This is a genomic window from Pseudomonas sp. TH21 (assembly GCF_016651025.1).
Classification (GTDB): domain Bacteria; phylum Pseudomonadota; class Gammaproteobacteria; order Pseudomonadales; family Pseudomonadaceae; genus Aquipseudomonas; species Aquipseudomonas aylmerensis.
The window spans coordinates 5,298,602-5,314,309 of sequence record NZ_JAEKEQ010000001.1; the positions used below are offsets into that span (position 1 = coordinate 5,298,602).

The 15,708-nt window shown below is 59.3% G+C and carries 16 protein-coding genes and 1 tRNA gene; 5 read left to right on the plus strand and 12 right to left on the minus strand.

The features are described from left to right. Positions 1-57 precede the first annotated feature (57 nt). Entirely contained in the window at positions 58-546 is a 489-nt protein-coding gene (locus JFU04_RS23420; protein ID WP_065908882.1) for an RDD family protein, read from the plus strand. Between the two features lie 131 nt (positions 547-677). On the opposite strand, the gene nadA is transcribed toward JFU04_RS23420, so the two are convergent. From nadA to JFU04_RS23440, 4 genes are all read right to left on the minus strand, one after another. After that, complete coding sequence (gene nadA / locus JFU04_RS23425; RefSeq protein ID WP_016973251.1) at positions 678-1,736, minus strand: quinolinate synthase NadA; 1,059 nt, start codon at positions 1,734-1,736, stop codon at positions 678-680. Positions 1,737-1,957: 221 nt separating this feature from the next. Continuing rightward, positions 1,958-3,529, minus strand: coding sequence for a lactate dehydrogenase (locus tag JFU04_RS23430; protein ID WP_242485924.1), 1,572 nt, complete (start codon positions 3,527-3,529; stop codon positions 1,958-1,960). A gap of 128 nt (positions 3,530-3,657) precedes the next feature. Next, positions 3,658-4,944, minus strand: coding sequence for an OmpP1/FadL family transporter (locus tag JFU04_RS23435; RefSeq protein WP_120449711.1), 1,287 nt, complete (start codon positions 4,942-4,944; stop codon positions 3,658-3,660). Between the two features lie 211 nt (positions 4,945-5,155). Next, positions 5,156-5,365, minus strand: a complete 210-nt coding sequence (locus JFU04_RS23440) for a hexameric tyrosine-coordinated heme protein (RefSeq protein ID WP_106802751.1) — start codon at positions 5,363-5,365, stop codon at positions 5,156-5,158. A 75-nt stretch (positions 5,366-5,440) separates the two neighbouring features. On the opposite strand from JFU04_RS23440, the gene JFU04_RS23445 reads away from it, so the two are divergent. The 4 genes from JFU04_RS23445 to JFU04_RS23460 all read left to right on the plus strand — a co-directional run bounded on the left by JFU04_RS23445 (position 5,441) and on the right by JFU04_RS23460 (position 9,711). Further along, complete coding sequence (locus tag JFU04_RS23445; protein ID WP_242485925.1) at positions 5,441-5,620, plus strand: hypothetical protein; 180 nt, start codon at positions 5,441-5,443, stop codon at positions 5,618-5,620. 137 nt (positions 5,621-5,757) lie between these two features. Next, positions 5,758-6,282, plus strand: coding sequence for a sigma-70 family RNA polymerase sigma factor (locus tag JFU04_RS23450; RefSeq protein WP_065908874.1), 525 nt, complete (start codon positions 5,758-5,760; stop codon positions 6,280-6,282). Between the two features lie 3 nt (positions 6,283-6,285). Further along, the gene (locus JFU04_RS23455) at positions 6,286-7,254 is read left to right on the plus strand and encodes a FecR domain-containing protein (protein ID WP_201145793.1); all 969 of its coding nucleotides are present in this window, start codon (positions 6,286-6,288) and stop codon (positions 7,252-7,254) included. Positions 7,255-7,341: 87 nt separating this feature from the next. Next, positions 7,342-9,711: a TonB-dependent siderophore receptor gene (locus tag JFU04_RS23460; RefSeq protein WP_201145794.1), complete on the plus strand. Its 2,370-nt coding sequence runs from the start codon at positions 7,342-7,344 to the stop codon at positions 9,709-9,711. Between the two features lie 137 nt (positions 9,712-9,848). Here JFU04_RS23460 and JFU04_RS23465 read toward each other — a convergent pair. The 8 genes from JFU04_RS23465 to tolR form a co-directional block, all read right to left on the minus strand. Beyond that, a tRNA-Lys gene (locus tag JFU04_RS23465) sits at positions 9,849-9,924 on the minus strand. 63 nt (positions 9,925-9,987) lie between these two features. Beyond that, positions 9,988-10,662: a 7-cyano-7-deazaguanine synthase QueC gene (queC, locus tag JFU04_RS23470; RefSeq protein ID WP_162946163.1), complete on the minus strand. Its 675-nt coding sequence runs from the start codon at positions 10,660-10,662 to the stop codon at positions 9,988-9,990. 16 nt (positions 10,663-10,678) lie between these two features. Beyond that, positions 10,679-11,326, minus strand: coding sequence for a 7-carboxy-7-deazaguanine synthase QueE (gene queE / locus JFU04_RS23475; protein ID WP_106802748.1), 648 nt, complete (start codon positions 11,324-11,326; stop codon positions 10,679-10,681). Between the two features lie 164 nt (positions 11,327-11,490). Beyond that, entirely contained in the window at positions 11,491-12,321 is an 831-nt protein-coding gene (gene ybgF / locus JFU04_RS23480; protein WP_120449725.1) for a tol-pal system protein YbgF, read from the minus strand. Between the two features lie 6 nt (positions 12,322-12,327). Beyond that, the gene (pal, locus tag JFU04_RS23485; protein ID WP_003209827.1) at positions 12,328-12,828 is read right to left on the minus strand and encodes a peptidoglycan-associated lipoprotein Pal; all 501 of its coding nucleotides are present in this window, start codon (positions 12,826-12,828) and stop codon (positions 12,328-12,330) included. A gap of 55 nt (positions 12,829-12,883) precedes the next feature. Then, complete coding sequence (gene tolB / locus JFU04_RS23490; protein ID WP_065908853.1) at positions 12,884-14,164, minus strand: Tol-Pal system beta propeller repeat protein TolB; 1,281 nt, start codon at positions 14,162-14,164, stop codon at positions 12,884-12,886. Positions 14,165-14,181: 17 nt separating this feature from the next. Then, positions 14,182-15,255 carry a cell envelope integrity protein TolA gene (tolA, locus tag JFU04_RS23495; RefSeq protein WP_065908851.1) on the minus strand — a complete coding sequence of 358 codons (1,074 nt, stop codon included), beginning with the start codon at positions 15,253-15,255 and terminating at the stop codon, positions 14,182-14,184. After that, the gene (gene tolR / locus JFU04_RS23500; RefSeq protein ID WP_161793227.1) at positions 15,255-15,707 is read right to left on the minus strand and encodes a protein TolR; all 453 of its coding nucleotides are present in this window, start codon (positions 15,705-15,707) and stop codon (positions 15,255-15,257) included. Before tolR ends, tolA begins: the two co-directional genes overlap by 1 nt. Position 15,708: the final 1 nt, after the last annotated feature.

The following is a 15,708-nucleotide window of genomic DNA, read 5'->3' on the forward strand; positions in this document are numbered from 1 at the left end:
GGGGCTTTTTTATGTGCGTTTGCTCGTAAAATGGCTTTTTTCCCAAGAGAGCCTGCCATGTCCAAACCCTTGCTGAGCCCCCAAGGCGAATTCCCCGCCGTTGGCCTGGGCCGTCGTCTGGCAGCGATGTTCTATGACTTTCTGTTGTGCACGGCGCTGCTGATCGTCACGGCTTTCATCTACAAGCTGGTGTGGATGGCGTTTATCGGCGAAGCCAAGATGCGCACCCTCACCGAGTCCGGCGCGCTGGACGGGGATCCGTTGCTGTCGACGATTCTGTTTTTTGTGCTGTTCGGGTTTTTTGCCAAGTTCTGGACCCATTCGGGGCAGACGCTGGGCATGCAGGTGTGGGGTGTGCGCGTGCAGAACGCCGACGGCTCACGCATCAGCCTGTGGCAGGCGCTGCTGCGCTTTGTGGTGTCGATTGCGTCGTGGTTGTGCGTGGGGCTGGGGTTTATCTGGTCGCTGTTCGACAAGCGCAAGCGCAGCTGGCATGACATCTATTCCGACACCCAACTGGTGCAGATTCCGAAGAAAAAGAAGTAATCCGCAACGACGAAAATCAAATGTGGGAGCTGGCTTGCCTGCGATGGCATCACCTCGGTCTGCTGGATAAACCGAGGCGCTTGCATCGCAGGCAAGCCAGCTCCCACATTTTTAACCGTGTCAGCTCAAGATCAGGCGTTGCCGGCCAGTTTCAGGCGCGCGGCCTGGGTGAAGTCCAGCATGCGCTTGAGCGGGCGCACGGCGTGGGGGATCACCGAAGGCTCGACGAAGATCTCGTTACTGCCCTCACGCAGGCATTGCAGGGTGCGCTCCAACGTGTTCATCGCCATCCATGGGCAGTGCGCGCAGCTGCGGCACGCCGCGCCATTACCGGCGGTTGGCGCTTCGACAAAGACCTTGTCCGGACACAGCTGCTGCATCTTGTAAAAGATGCCGCGATCGGTCGCCACGATAAACGTCTTGTTCGGCAAACGCTGGGCCGCCGCGATCAACTGGCTGGTGGACCCCACGGCATCGGCCAGTTCGATCACCGACGTCGGCGACTCCGGGTGCACCAGGATCGCTGCGTCCGGGTACAGCGCCTTCATGTCTTCCAGTTGCTTGGACTTGAACTCCTCGTGGACGATGCAGGCACCGTCCCACAGCAACATGTCGGCCCCGGTCTGGCGCTGGATATAGGTGCCCAGGTGTTTGTCCGGGCCCCAGATAATGGTTTCGCCGTTGTCCATCAGGCTCTCGACGATTTCCAGCGCGCAGCTGGACGTCACCACCCAATCGGCACGCGCCTTGACCGCCGCCGAGGTGTTGGCATACACCACCACGGTCCGCTCAGGGTGCTGGTCGCAGAACGCCGAAAACTCATCCACCGGGCAACCGAGGTCCAGGGAGCACGTGGCTTCCAGGGTCGGCATCAGGATGCGTTTTTCCGGTGTGAGGATTTTCGCGGTCTCGCCCATGAAACGCACGCCGGCGACCAATACGGTCTTGGCCGGGTGAGCGGCGCCGAAGCGCGCCATTTCCAGGGAATCGGAGACACAGCCACCGGTTTCTTCGGCCAGGGCCTGAATCACCGGGTCGCAGTAGAAGTGGGCAACCAGCACCGCGTCCTGAGCCTTGAGCTCGGCGGCGATGGCGGCACGCAGGCTCGCCTCCTCATCGGCGCTGAGGGCTTTAGGCTGCTTGGCGTCGAGGTGGGCTTGAACCAGTAGGCGTTCGGAAATTTGCGTCATGTTCGCAAGACCTGCAGGCGCAGTTGCGCGAAAGTCGAGTGTACCACCGGCTCTGGAACCCTACGGGCGCCGCCGGACGAAGTGATTGTGTTCATCAAGCACGGGTGAAGCTGCGCAAGGCTACAGAATATCGAATGGATTCAAAAGCCTAATCTGGGGCGGGAATGACGACGCGATTCACCTCCAGCACACGAGCCGGCAAACCGGCTCGTGCACAAGGATCAGCGAACGAGGGCGGAAGGATCGTTCTGCAGCAGAACCGAGGCCTGCATGTTGGCCAGGGCGTCCTTTAACGTGGACTCTTCCAGGGCGTCCTTGGACTTTTTGCTTTCCTTGGCCGCGTACTCCAGCAGCACCAGGTAGTCGCGCTGGACAGTGGCTTCCTTCGGCACGTTGGTCTCATCCACGAGCTTGCCCATCACGTATTGCTGCGTGCGGGTGTTCTGGCTGGCCGTTTGCGAGACCGAGGCGTTGGTCAGCAGGCCATCCTTGTAGGCGATGTTGGCAGAGCTGCTGGCCTTATCCTCCACCTGTATATAGAGATAATTCTGCGAGTTTGGATCGCCGCTCAGCTCAGGCGCCTTCCCACCCTTGAGCCCCTTGTGGAAGCTGGCGGAAAGACTCGATTGCTGGTCCTGGCTCACGCTGCGGTCCAGCGCGCTTTTGCCGCCGACGCGGGTCTTCTGCGACACGTCATAGGCGAAGCTGTCGACTTCAGAGGGGCGCATCGGGTTGGACGAATCGACCGCCTGCTTGATCGACGCCTTGAAGTCGGCCAGGCCCGTCAACAAGCCCTGGTCCGTCGGGTTGCGGGTCAGCGCCTCGGGGAGACTCGCGCCCTGTGGATAGTTGCTGTTCAGGGCGCTGAAGGCGTCCTTGAACTGGGTCATCAGCTCGGCCTTGGCGCTGCCACGTTCCTGGGCACGGTCAAACTGGGCCAGGTAGCTTTTCAGCGCCTTGGCCTGTTGCTGCGCATTGCCAAGGATCGAAGCGTTTTTCAGGTCGACGCTCAAGTTGAGCTCGCCGCTCAGGCTGCTCATGCGCGTAGTACGGCTCTGGCTGTCGGCGTGAAAGGCCAGTTTCAGGTCAGGCCCGTTCAGCGTCTTGAGCGTGGTGTTGAGGTCCACCGACGCCAATACTTTGCTGTCAAATTGGGTCAGGTTGCCCAGGTCGAGTTTCGGCGGAACAGCGGTGAGCCCATCCACCGCAGCCTGGAAGGCACTGCCCAGCTGGCCGACCGCCTTGAGTTCTTCGGCGCTCAGAGCACCGCCTTCGACGTTGGCCTGCACACCCAGGCCATCTTTCTGGCTGGACAGGCTGAACGTCACGGTCTTGCCGCTGGCCGTCTTGATACTGAGGCTGACCAGGTTGTCGGCTTTGCTGTGCAGCAAAGTTTGATCCGTCTTGATCTCGCCGGCGCTGTCCGCTAGATCGGCGCTCGCGTAGAGCACGGACTGAGAAATGCCCGCGCCATTCTTGGCGAACTGCTCAACCAGGCTGGCGCCCAGGCCATTGAAACGGTTGGCAGTGGACGGCGAATTGAAGTTGGTATTGATCGCGCGGCTGAGTGTGTCCTGGCTGTCACTTTCCCAGGCACGCACAATGTCCTGGCCCGGCAATTGGCCGCGGCGGGAATAGGTATCGGCAAGGGTGTCGGACACGACGTTGCCCAAGCTGACCACCGACGAAGGTCGTGTGCTGACAATGCTGCTCTGCGGCGGCGTGACGGGTGACGGTTCCACTGGCCGAATCGGCAGCGAATTAGCGGAACTGATAGGTAACAGCGTACTCATGACGATCCCTGTCTGCGAATGTTTACCCTCTGATTTAAGCAAAGACGCAGGATGATTGACAGGGACAGCGGGGAAATTAGTAGCAAAGAGCCACGACGTTAATCTGACTCTTTGCTGTCTGGCGCGGATTAAAAGCGGTAAGTCACTGAACCGCCGAACCCGTTGGCGCTGTTTTCATACTTGGCGTCGTAGGTCAGGCCCAGTGCAGGTTGGGTCTGACGAACCTTGATCGGCTCTTCCTTCAAGTAGGAATACGCCACATCGAAAGTCAGGTTGTCGACTGGCGTCCAACCGGCCCCCAGGCTGAAAACCGTGCGGTCTCCTGTAGGAATGCGCACGGAGCGGTCGGTGTTGTTGGTCGGGGTCTGGTCAACCGAGAACCCGGTGCGCAATACCAGTTGCTTGTTGACGCGATACGCCGCGCCGATCGCATGGGACCAGGTGTCGTGCCAATGCTGCTGTTCGGTGATGGAGTCCAGGCCGGCGAGCTCACTGGTGATGTCCGATACACCGGTATTGTTGACGGTGATTTTCTTCAACTGGCTCCAGCGGGTGTAGGTGCTGCCCACGTACAGGGTCCAGTCATCCGTCAGTTGATGAGTGACCGAGAAATCCACGGACGACGGTGTGGTGACGTTGAGCTTGGCGTCATAACGTTGCGAACCGCCGTCCAACAGATCAGAGAGCACGCCCGAGGCATTGGTATGGCCACTCAGGTGGTAGACGACTTGCGAGTGGTAGGTCACGCCGACGCGGGTAGAGTCCAGCGCCTGCACCAGGATACCGGCGTTGAAACCTGTCGCAGTGTCGTCACCCTTGATCTTGACCGCCTCGGTGCCCAGGCCAAACGCTGGCACTTTGGAGTCGAGTTCGCCGTTGATTTTGTTGAACGTCGGCCCGAAACCCACCGAGACCTTGTCATTGAATGCGTAGCTGACCGTCGGCTGTACGGTGATGACCTGGACCTTGCTCTTGTTGCCGAAGGCGTTGCCCTGGAAGCTGTGTTCGTAATCGGTTACCAGGCCAAACGGCGCGTAGATCCCGAGACCGAATGCCCAGTGCTCATCGATCGGCGTGACCAGGTAGCCCATCGGCACGGCAATCCCAGGGACCATGTCGCCTTTGTTGGTACCCGGGTTGTCGGCACCGCCTTGGGTCGAGCTGGCATCCTTGATGTTCGTCTTGGCATCGAGGTAGGTCGCCCCGATGCTCACTTCATTCTGCTTGAGGCGGGACATGCCGGCCGGGTTGCCGAACACCGTACTGGCGTCGTCGGCAGAGGAGGAACGACCGGCGTAGCCCGTGCCCATTGAACTGATGCTTTGTTCGTTGAGCGCGAAACCACCGGCGAACAGCGGGGTGGAGGCAAGTGAAACGGCGAGCGCCAAGGCGCCTTTAAGAGTTTTGTTATTCATTATTAGGACTCGAATTATGGGGCAGCGACGAGGAAGCTACCAACGTTCGAGCGAGCGGTTTATGAAGAGTTTTTCATCTGCTGGATTGTCAGACAATCCTAGGTATTTCAAAGACTTTTGTCGATTTTTCGCGTCTATTTCTGACCTCATGACCCGAATCTGACCCGCCGGTTCCGGGCAGCCAACGCGGGCCATTGGCCGCCCGGCAATCTTATGGATTCCAGTATTTGTTCGCCGCCGCAATCGTCGCAAATTCGGTGGCTACCACCTGGCCAATGCTGATCAGCATGGCGGCGTCATTGGCGTACACATCGCGCAAGCGGCCACGTACCGCCTCGTCGGGCTGCGTGGCCTTGATGGCCCGTTCGCGCCCTTCTTCAGGCGTCGCGGTGATCAGGGAATTGTTCGGTATCAAACTCATCAGGGTGTGCCTTTTTATAGGTTGCATGGACCGTGGATCAGCTTTCGCCACGCCACGGCCGAGGACGGTGGGGTCATGGTGCGCAACTTCACCTGCCCGGTGGGCAGCGTGGTGCGCGAGGAGCAGTGCGTGCGCCAGGCGATGACGGGCTTCTTTTCCGAGGCAACAGGCCGTCCGGCCACAGAACAGTGCTTGCGCGAAGATCGGCAGATCTGCGAGTACTTTATCGAGCAGATACCCACAGCGTGCCCCTGAAGTCGCGGAGGGTGCAGCGCGAGCCTGCGCGCCTTTGTACCTGGCGGTTGTGAAGGCGCGCCGCCAAGGTTAATATTGAGAATAATTCCCATTAGTCCGTTCGGGTACTGAACCCGACGACGGAGTGCGCTTGCGTCATGCCCATCTCTCCAGATCTGTCCAATGTCGGCTGGCTCTACCAAGAGCATCACGGTTGGGTGCGCGCCTGGCTGAACAAGAAGCTGGGTAATTCGAGTGATGCCGCCGAGTTGGCGCATGACGTATTCGTGCGATTGCTGAGCAAGCCCAAGGCGTTTGACAGTGAAGGCCATGCACGTGCTTACCTCAGCGCCATGTCGCGGCATGTCTGCGTGGACTTCTGGCGGCGCCAACGGGTTGAACGCGCGTGGCTGGAGGTGCTGTCCAGTCGCCCAGAGCATTGCATGCCATCGGAAGAGCACCGTGCGATGGTGCTCGAGGCCCTGCAACAGGTCCAGGCCATGTTGGAACGCTTGCCGCCGAAAGTAGCCGAGGCATTCCTGCTCGCGCAACTGCAGGGGTTGAGTTACCAGGCCATCGGTGAGCGACTGGGTGTCAGCGCGCGGACCGTCACCCATTACATGGCCAAGGCCATGTTCCAGTGCCTGCTGCTCGAAGCAGAACTGGACGAGGCCCTGAGCTGAATCATGCCCGTGTCCAAGCCCGATCATCACACGCTGCAGGAAGCCGCCGACTGGTTCGCCCGCCTGAGTAGCGCGCCCAACGATGCTGCGCAGCTGGAAGCCTGGCAACGTTGGTTGGCGCGCAGTGACAGTCATCAGCAGGCCTGGCGCTACGTGGAGCGGGTCAGCCAGCGCTTCGCGCCGCTGCAGGGTGATGCCGATACCGCCAGCCGCACCTTGCAATCACTGCAACATTCGCCCCGGTCCCGCCGCCAGGTGCTGCGCAGCTTGTCGATCATCAGCGGCGGGCTGCTGCTGGGAGGACTGGCCTGGCGCCATGGCGCATTGACCCAGCAACTGCTGGCCTGGCAGGCCGGCTATCGCACCGTCACCGGGCAAATCCTCGAACGCCGCCTGGCCGATGGCTCGCGTATCTGGCTCAACAGCGCCACCGCGCTGGACGTTGATATGAATAAAGGGCAACGCAGCATCCGCTTGTATCAGGGTGAGGTAATGATCGCGACCGCGGCCGACCCTCGCCCGTTTGTAGTGACGACCGCCCAGGGCAGCCTTACCCCACTGGGCACTCGATTCAGCGTGCGTGAGCAGGCATCACGCACTCAACTCAATGTGTATGAAGGGGCGGTGCAGGCGCGGTGCATCGACACGCCCCAGGTACGTGTGGCCGCGGCTGGCGAACGCCTGTGGTTCGATACGCAGCGCATCAGCGAAACAACACCGGCGCAGCTTGAACGCCAAGCCTGGACGCGCGGGGTGTTGCCGGCAGAAGACATGCCGTTGGAGGAGTTTATTCACGAATTGGCCAACTATCGCCGTGGGCACCTGGGCGTCGACCCGCGTGTCGCCCAGTTACGCGTGATGGGCACATTTCCCCTGCACGACACCGACCAGGCCCTGGCGATGCTCGAAGGCGTGTTGCCGGTTCGTATCGAACAGACCTTTGCGGGCTGGACGACGGTGAAGCCTCGCTAATTTTTTCCGACGCCACTTCCTGATTTTAATTCTCATTCGATTTAGCTAGTGACATGGCCGCGAGCCACCTCTACAAGGACCCTCAAGATGTCACTCAGCCCTCATCTTCCGCTGCATCTTTTCGCCTGCTCGGCCGCCCTCGCCCTGGCCAGCGTCAGCCCCATCGCCTGGGCCGAGGAGCAACATTACGAAATCGCCGCCGGGCCATTGGCGACCCAATTGAACCTGCTCTCAGCCCAGGCCGGTATTTACCTGGCTGCCGATGCCGCACTGACGGCCGGAAAAACCAGCCATGCCCTCAGCGGCAACTACTCCATCGAGCAGGCCTTGCAGATATTGCTGCTGAACACGGGCCTCACTGCGGTGCAGTTGGGCGGCCAACGCTACCAATTGCAGGCAGCGCCCAGCGAGGCCTCACGACTGGAGTTGAGCAGCACGACCATCTCCGGCAAGGCCCCCGGCTCGACCACTGAAGGCACCGGTTCCTACACCGCCTACTCCTCCAGCAGCTCGACCCGGCTTAACCTGACCCAGAAGCAAACCCCGCAATCGGTCACAGTGATGACCCGCCAGCGCCTGGATGACCAGAAACTCAACAACCTGACGGACGTGCTTGAAGCCAGCCCCGGCATCGCGGTGACTCGCGCGGGCCTGGGCACCGAGAATGACAGCTACTGGTCCCGGGGTTTCCAGATCCAGAACTTCGAGATTGACGGCGTGCCCACCTCCACGCGCATGGACAATTACACCCAAAGCACCGCGATGTACGACCGGGTAGAGATCGTACGCGGCGCTACCGGCCTGATCAGTGGGATGGGCAACCCCTCGGCGACGATCAACCTGATCCGTAAACGCCCGACAGCGCAGGCCCAGGTCAGCCTCACTGCAGAAGCCGGCAGTTGGGACCGCTATGGCACGGGCGTCGATGTCTCCGGACCACTGACTGAAACCGGCACTGTTCGCGGCCGGCTGGTGGTGGATTACAAGACCGAGCAGGCCTGGATCGACCGCTTCAAGCAAGACTCGCAATTAATCTACGGCATCAGCGAGTTCGACCTCAGCGATTCAACCCTGTTGACCGCAGGCTTCAGCTACCAGAAGACCCAAGTTGATTCGCCCCTGCGCGGCGGCTACCAGACGCTGTTCAGCAACGGCGAGAAAACCCATGCCCAACGCTCGCTCAATACCGCACCGAAATGGTCCTACAACGATCACGACCAGACCAACTACTTCACCTCCATCGAGCATCAATTCGATAACGGCTGGAGCGGCAAGATCGAGTACGGCCACACCGAGAACAAGTTCGACGAGTTTTTCTCCTTTACCATCGGCAGCCTCGACCAGGCCACTGGTTCGGGTGGCACCCTGCTGCCTGTACGTTGGTCGGGCACACCACGCCAGGACAACCTGGACGCCTACCTCACCGGCCCGTTCTCGGCATTCGGCCGTGAACACGAGCTGATCACCGGCATTACCGCGACCGACTACGAAGAACACACCCCCAACTACGGGGATTGGCTACGCGACTATGGCTTCCAGGTGCCTGACTACCGCACCTGGAACGGCGACTCGCCAAAGCCGACGACGCCGGTACTCGGCAAGGGCAGCATCCGCGAGAAGCAATATGCCGCCTACCTGACTTCACGCCTGCACATCACTGACGACTTGAGCCTGATCCTCGGCGGGCGCTTGACCGACTGGAAGCGTGACACCGACACCAACGTGTATGGTGAAGGCACCTCCTCGGTCAAGGAACGCGAAACAGGCGTCTTTATTCCCTATGCCGGCGTGGTCTACGACCTGGATGAAAATTGGGCGTTGTATGCCAGCTACACCAAGATCTTCAATCCGCAGGCGTCCTACGTGCGCGACATCAACCGCAAGGCCTTGCCGCCCCTGGAGGGCAAAGGCTATGAAGTGGGGATCAAGGGCAGCTTCTACGACGAACAGTTGAACGCCAGCCTGGCACTGTTCCAACTCGAACAGGACAACCTCGCTGTCTGGCAATCGGATACCCAGGCCTACCGCATCGAGCAAAGCGCCAAGACCCAAGGGGTCGAGCTGGAAATCAATGGGGAATTGGCCGAAGGCTGGCAGGCATCTGCCGGCTATGCCTACAGCGTCACCACCGATGCGGACGACAAACGCATCGTCACTACCCTGCCTCGGCATATGTTCAAGACGTTCACCTCATATCGCTTGCCAGGCGTGCTGGACAAAGTGACGGTGGGTGGCGGGTTCAATTGGCAGACCAAGACCGGCGAAGATTTGCACTATTACCAGCAGGGCAGCTACGCCGTGGCCAACCTGATGGCGCGTTACGACTTCTCGAAAAACCTCAGTGCCACCGTCAACCTGAACAACGTGTTCGACCGCGAGTACTACGCACGCGTTTATTCAGAAGGGATGTATGGCGCGCCGCGTAATGTCATGACCAGCCTGAAGTACAACTTCTGAGGCGTTGGCCCTCGCCTGATAGCCAGGCGAGGGCTGCTCATAAAGTGGGCTGCGAGAGAATGGGTTTCTTGCGGGCAAAAAAAAACCCGGAAATCCTCACTTGCGTGGGCCTTCCGGATTTTCTAAACCGCCAAAAATGGTGGGTCGTGTGGGATTCGAACCTACGACCAATTGGTTAAAAGCCAACTGCTCTACCAACTGAGCTAACGACCCGCTGTGTGGTGGCGCGTATAATACTGATTTCTAAGGATTATTCAACACCTTATTTGAAATAAATCAGAAATAACGCGTTGGGTCCGCAATTCCGGCCGCTTGGAAGCCTTCTGCGCGCAGTCGGCAGCTGTCACATTTCCCACAAGCACGGCCGTCATCGTCTGCCTGATAGCAGGAAACAGTCAGCGAATAATCGACGCCAAGTCCTACACCAGCCTTCACAATATCGGCCTTGCTGAGGTTTTGCAGCGGCGCGAGGATACGGAACCCCTGCCCTTCTACCCCGGCTTTGGTCGCCAGGTTGGCCATGCGCTCGAACGACTCGACGAACTCTGGGCGACAGTCCGGGTAACCGGAATAATCCACGGCGTTGACGCCGATAAAGATGTCGCGGGCGTTCAGCACTTCAGCCCAACCCAGGGCCAGGGACAGGAACACGGTGTTGCGTGCCGGCACATAAGTCACCGGAATGCCTTCGCTCGGTGCTTCTGGCACATCGATGCTGCTGTCGGTCAAGGCCGAGCCGCCGATGCCATTGAGGTTCAGGCCGATCACCTTGTGCTCGGCAACCCCCATGTCCCGCGCGACACGCGCAGCTGCGTTCAACTCGGCGCGATGGCGCTGGCCGTAGTCAAAGCTCATGGTGTAGCAGGTGTAACCTTCAGCCTGCGCCATTGCCACCACCGTGGCGGAGTCGAGGCCGCCGGAAAGCAGGATTACCGCGCGTTTTTGATCCATGGTGTGTTCAGTCATATCAGCGTCCTGGCTCGTCGTTCCAAAGGTATTTATGCAACTGCAATTGCAGGCGCACCGGTAGATTGTCCGCAACCACCCAATCGGCGAGGTCACGCGCATTCAAGTCATGGTGGCTGGGGGAGAACAGCACCTCGCCCGCGCGACGGTCCAGGCCATACTGGATCAGCTTGGAGTTCGCCCAGTCGTAATCTTCACGGGAGCAGATGACGAACTTGACCTGGTCGTTGGCCGTCAGCAGATCGATGTTCTCATAGCGGTTGCGGTGCGCTTCCTTGGAGCCTGGGGTCTTCAGGTCGACCACGCGGCTCACGCGCGGGTCCACCGCAGAGATATCCAAGGCGCCACTGGTTTCCAGGGACACCTCGTAACCGGCATCACACAGCTGTTTGAGCAACGGGATGGCATTGGGTTGCGCCAGCGGCTCGCCGCCCGTCACGCAGACGTAGCGCGGCCGGTAACCGGCAACCTGCTCAAGGATGTCTTCGAGGGTGCGCACCGTACCGCCACTGAAGGCGTAGGCGCTGTCACAGTATTGGCAACGCAACGGGCAACCGGTCAGCCGCACAAAGACTGTGGGCAGGCCAGCGGTGCGCGTTTCACCCTGCAACGAGTAAAAAACTTCGGTGATACGTAATGTGTCTTGCATAGTCGCCACGGGCGTAACAGCTAAACAGGCTGTCCGCCTCCGTCAGGCACTTCAAGGGACCCCGCCAACGCGTAGACCCCAAAAAGCGTGTTTCATAAAAGGGCGTGGATTCTAACGAAAAAACCCGCGACAGGCGCGGGTTTCTTCTAAACGGACAGCATCGCTTACAAGCGTTGCAGATCCCGTTGCGCCAACTGGGCAGCGGAAGTCCCCGGATACTGGGCGACAACCTGCTGCAGAATGCCTTTGACCTTGTCGGTATGACCCAGGCGGCGTTCTACGTCGGCGAGTTTGTACAGCGAATCAGGCACCTTGGCGTGCTTGGGGTACAGTTGGCTGACCTTGGCAAATGCCTGGCCGGCGCCCTGCAGATCACCCTTGGCCAGGTTGACCTCACCCAACCAGTATTGGGCATTGCCCGCGTACTGGCTGTTCGGATACTTGCGCAGGAATGCGGTAAAGGCCTGGCTGGCCTTATCGAAATCCTTGGCTTTGATCAGGTCGAAAGCGGCATCGTAATACAGCTTTTCCTTGGCCGGATCACCCGGTTCGCTGCTGGCGGCAGGGGCGGCAGCTGCGGCCCCTGCTGCTGCACCACCGGCAGCAGCGCTTGGCGCGCCACCGGTAGAAGAATTATCAGGAGTAGCGGCAGGTGTAACGCCGGCTCCTATACGTCGGTCAAGATCCTGGTAACGCTCCAGGCCTTCTTGCTTCAGCTGGTTCACTTGATTTTGCAGTACTTCAATCGTGCCTTGCTGCTGCGACAATTGATCCTGCATGCGTTGCAGCTGGTTGAACAGTTCGCCCTGTGCCGAGGGAGCGGACGTAGCCGCTCCCCCCGCATAGGCGCCGTTCGTGCCATAACCTGCTGGCGGATAGCTGCTCCCGCTATTGTTATAGCCAGAGTTGCTATCTTCCACAGGAACCGCAGCCCACACCGCAAGCGGGGCGAGGCTGAGAGCCAATACAGTTAGAGCACGACGGCACGTTCGCATGACGAATTACTTACGCAGTTCGACGCGACGGTTTTGAGCCCAGGACTGCTCGTCGTGGCCAGTAGCAACTGGACGCTCTTTACCGTAGGAAACCAGTTCCAGTTGGCCTGGAGCAACACCTTGCAGTACCAGGTAGCGCTGAACGGCTTTCGCACGACGCTCGCCCAGTGCCATGTTGTACTCACGAGTACCACGTTCGTCGGTGTTACCTTCCAGAACAACGCGAGCGCCGTTAGCTTTCAGGTCCTTCGCGTGAACGTCCAGAGCGCGCATGGCTTCTGGCTTCAGGTCCGAACTGTCGTATTCGAAGTAGAAAGTGGTGATAGCGCGCAGAGCAGCTTCTTCGCTCAGGGAGCCGTCAACTGCACCAGTGTTAGCGCCGTAACCAGCGTTTGGATCAACAGCTGCGCCTTCACCGGCATTGTCGCCGCCTTTAGACGAGCAACCAACGGCTACGGACAGAGCCAGAGCCAGAGCAGCAAACTTACCAAACTTCAGCATTTCCATCGTGAAACTCCTAATGAACCCCAGTGTGTTAAGTACTTCTTTTTGTAGCGCCGCGTCAGTTCAGGTAAGGGGACCAGGACGGTTCTCTGACTTCGCCTTGAGCGGTAGGAAGCGGGAGCCTTACGCGTCCATTAATGGACACGAGCATCAAGACTCCCCGGCCCTGCTGGCGGGTGGCGTAGATTACCATGGTGCCGTTGGGCGCAACAGTAGCTGACTCATCAAGGTTGGTATCCGTGAGGATTTTTACCGTTCCACGCTGCAAATCCTGGGCCGCAACCCGGAAATTAGTGAAACCATCCTGACGGTGAATCATCACCAACGTCTTTTCATCAGCCGAAAGCTTCGGATTGGCATTGTAGTTACCGATAAAAGTAACACGCTCTGCACCACCACCATTCACGTTCGCCTTGTAGACCTGTGGCTTGCCGCCGCGGTCAGAGGTGAAGTAGATGGTTGAACCATCCTTGCCCCAGAACGGTTCGGTATTGATACCCGGGCCGCTGGTTGCGCGAGTGATCTGGCGCGAAGCCATGTTCATCACGTAGATATCCGGGTTGCCGTCCTTGGACAGCACGAACGCCAGGCGCGAACCATCCGGCGACCAGGCCGGTGCACCGTTGAGGCCTTCGAAGTTGGTGATCTGCTCACGACGGCCAGTATCAATGTGCTGGACGAAGATACGCGGACGCTTCTGCTCGAAAGACACGTAGGCGATACGCTTGCCATCCGGCGCGAAACGCGGCGACAGGATAGGCTCACGCGATTGCAGCAGGGTCACGGCGCGTGCACCGTCATAGTCCGAGCGCTGCAAAGTGTAACGAGTGTTGTCTACGGAGAAACGCTCAGCCGTGACATACAACAGGCGCGTCGAGAACGCCCCCTTGATGCCGGTGAGTTTTTCAAACGACTGGTCCGAGATGTAGTGGGCCATGTCGCGCAGCTGTTCGGCAGTCCCCGAAACGCTGCCGGTCAAGACCTGCTGCTCAGTGGCCACGTTGAACAACGTGTACTGGATCTGCAGGCGACCACCCGCCGGAACGATGTTGCCGACCATCAGGTACTGGGCGCCGACGGCTTTCCAGTCACGGAAGATGACTTCGCTGGCCTGGGTAGGCTGGCTGATCATGTTGCCTTTCGGAATCGGCGCGTAGTAACCGGAATTGCGCAGGTCATCGCTGACGATCTGGGCCATGTCGTCCGGCAGCACGCTGCCGCCCTGCCAACCGAACGGTACAACTGCGATCGGGGTGGCCCGATCGCTACCGCTGGTGACCAGGATGTTCTTTTCATCCGCCGCCGCTATCCCTGCCATACAGCAAATAACGACAAGCATTCCTCGAAGAAGGTTTCTCACAAGGCTAGATCCTCAGGTGTGAATGTCATCTTGAATGAACGATAGGGAGCGAAGTCGCTTGGTTTCATTCCCTGCATCTCGGTCAACCGGCCAATGTTCTTGACCGCGGCAACCGCCGAACTGTCGAACGAACCGTCACCACTGGACTTGGCCACGCTGACCGAAGTCACCGTACCGTCCGGCAACATGCCGATCTGCAGCACTACTGTCATGCCTTTGCGTGCCGAAGGTGGACGGGTCCAGCCTTCTGCTGCGCGTGCCCGAATCAGGTCGTCGAAACTGCCCGCGACTTCATCGCCACGCTCATCGGCCAAGGCTTGCTGACGCTGCGGCGTGTCGGAGAGCAAATCTGCCAAGGCCTGGGCCTTTTTCTCTTCGGCGGATTTACGCGCTGCTTCCTGGGCCTTTTTCTTGGTGGCATCGGCGGCAGCTTTCTTCTTCGCGTCGTCGGCGATTTTCTTCTTCGCCTCGTCTGCTTCAGCTTTTTTCTTGGCGTCTTCGGCGGCTTTCTTCTTCGCGTCTTCGACTATCTTTTTCTTGGCGTCTTCAGCGGCCTTTTTCTTGGCCTCTTCTTCGGCAGCTTTCTTCGCTTCGTCTTCGGCTTTCTTCTTGGCTATATCAGCCAATTGTTTCTCTTCGGCCTTTTTCGCGTCGGCAGCTTTCTCGGCTTTCTTGGCTTCATCAGCCTTTTTCGCCTCGTCGGCCTTCTTCGCTTCGTCAGCCTTTTTCGATTCCTCGGCCTTTTGAGCCGCCTCTTCTTTCTTTTGTTCCGCAGCAGCCTTCACCGCTTCCTGCTCGACCTTCTTCTGTTCCATCTGTTCGACTTCAGTCTGGCGCGCAGCCGACTTCTGGGCCTCACCCGCAATCTTCTGATTGGTCTGGGTGGTGGCCTGGCTTTTCGATTTCAGCTGATACAGGGTCGCCTGCACGATCGGCTTGGCTGGCGGCAGATCCGGGGTCATGGCAAAGCTGACGAACAGCATGCCAAACACCAGGACGTGCAGGGCAATTGCCCAGACGCTAGGCCAGAAGAAGCTTTCCGAGGCGGACGGCTCTCGCTGTTGCTGCATCAGGGCGCCTCGGTAATCAAGCCAACGTTACCGACGCCGGCCTTCTGCAGCCCGCCCATGGCGCCCATCACAGAGCCGTAGTCGACCGACTTGTCACCCCGGATGAACACCTGGGTGTGCTTGCCGCCTTCGTTGCCGGAGCGAATGATCTTGGTCACCGCATCGGTCATCGCCGGCAGGGTCAAGGCCTTGTCTTGCTGTTTCTGAGTGTCGACTTCGCTGCCAAGGTTCCAGTAATAGGTCTTGTCAGCCTTGATCGAAATGGTCAGGACCTGTGTGTTGTTGTCTTGCGGCAAGGCTTCACTGGAAACCTTGGGCAGATCAACCTTCACGCCCTGGTTGAGCATCGGCGCGGTCACCATGAAGATGACCAGCAGCACCAGCATCACGTCGATGTAGGGCACTACGTTCATCTCGGCGACCGGCTTGCGCTTTTTGCGAGCTCGAGCGATT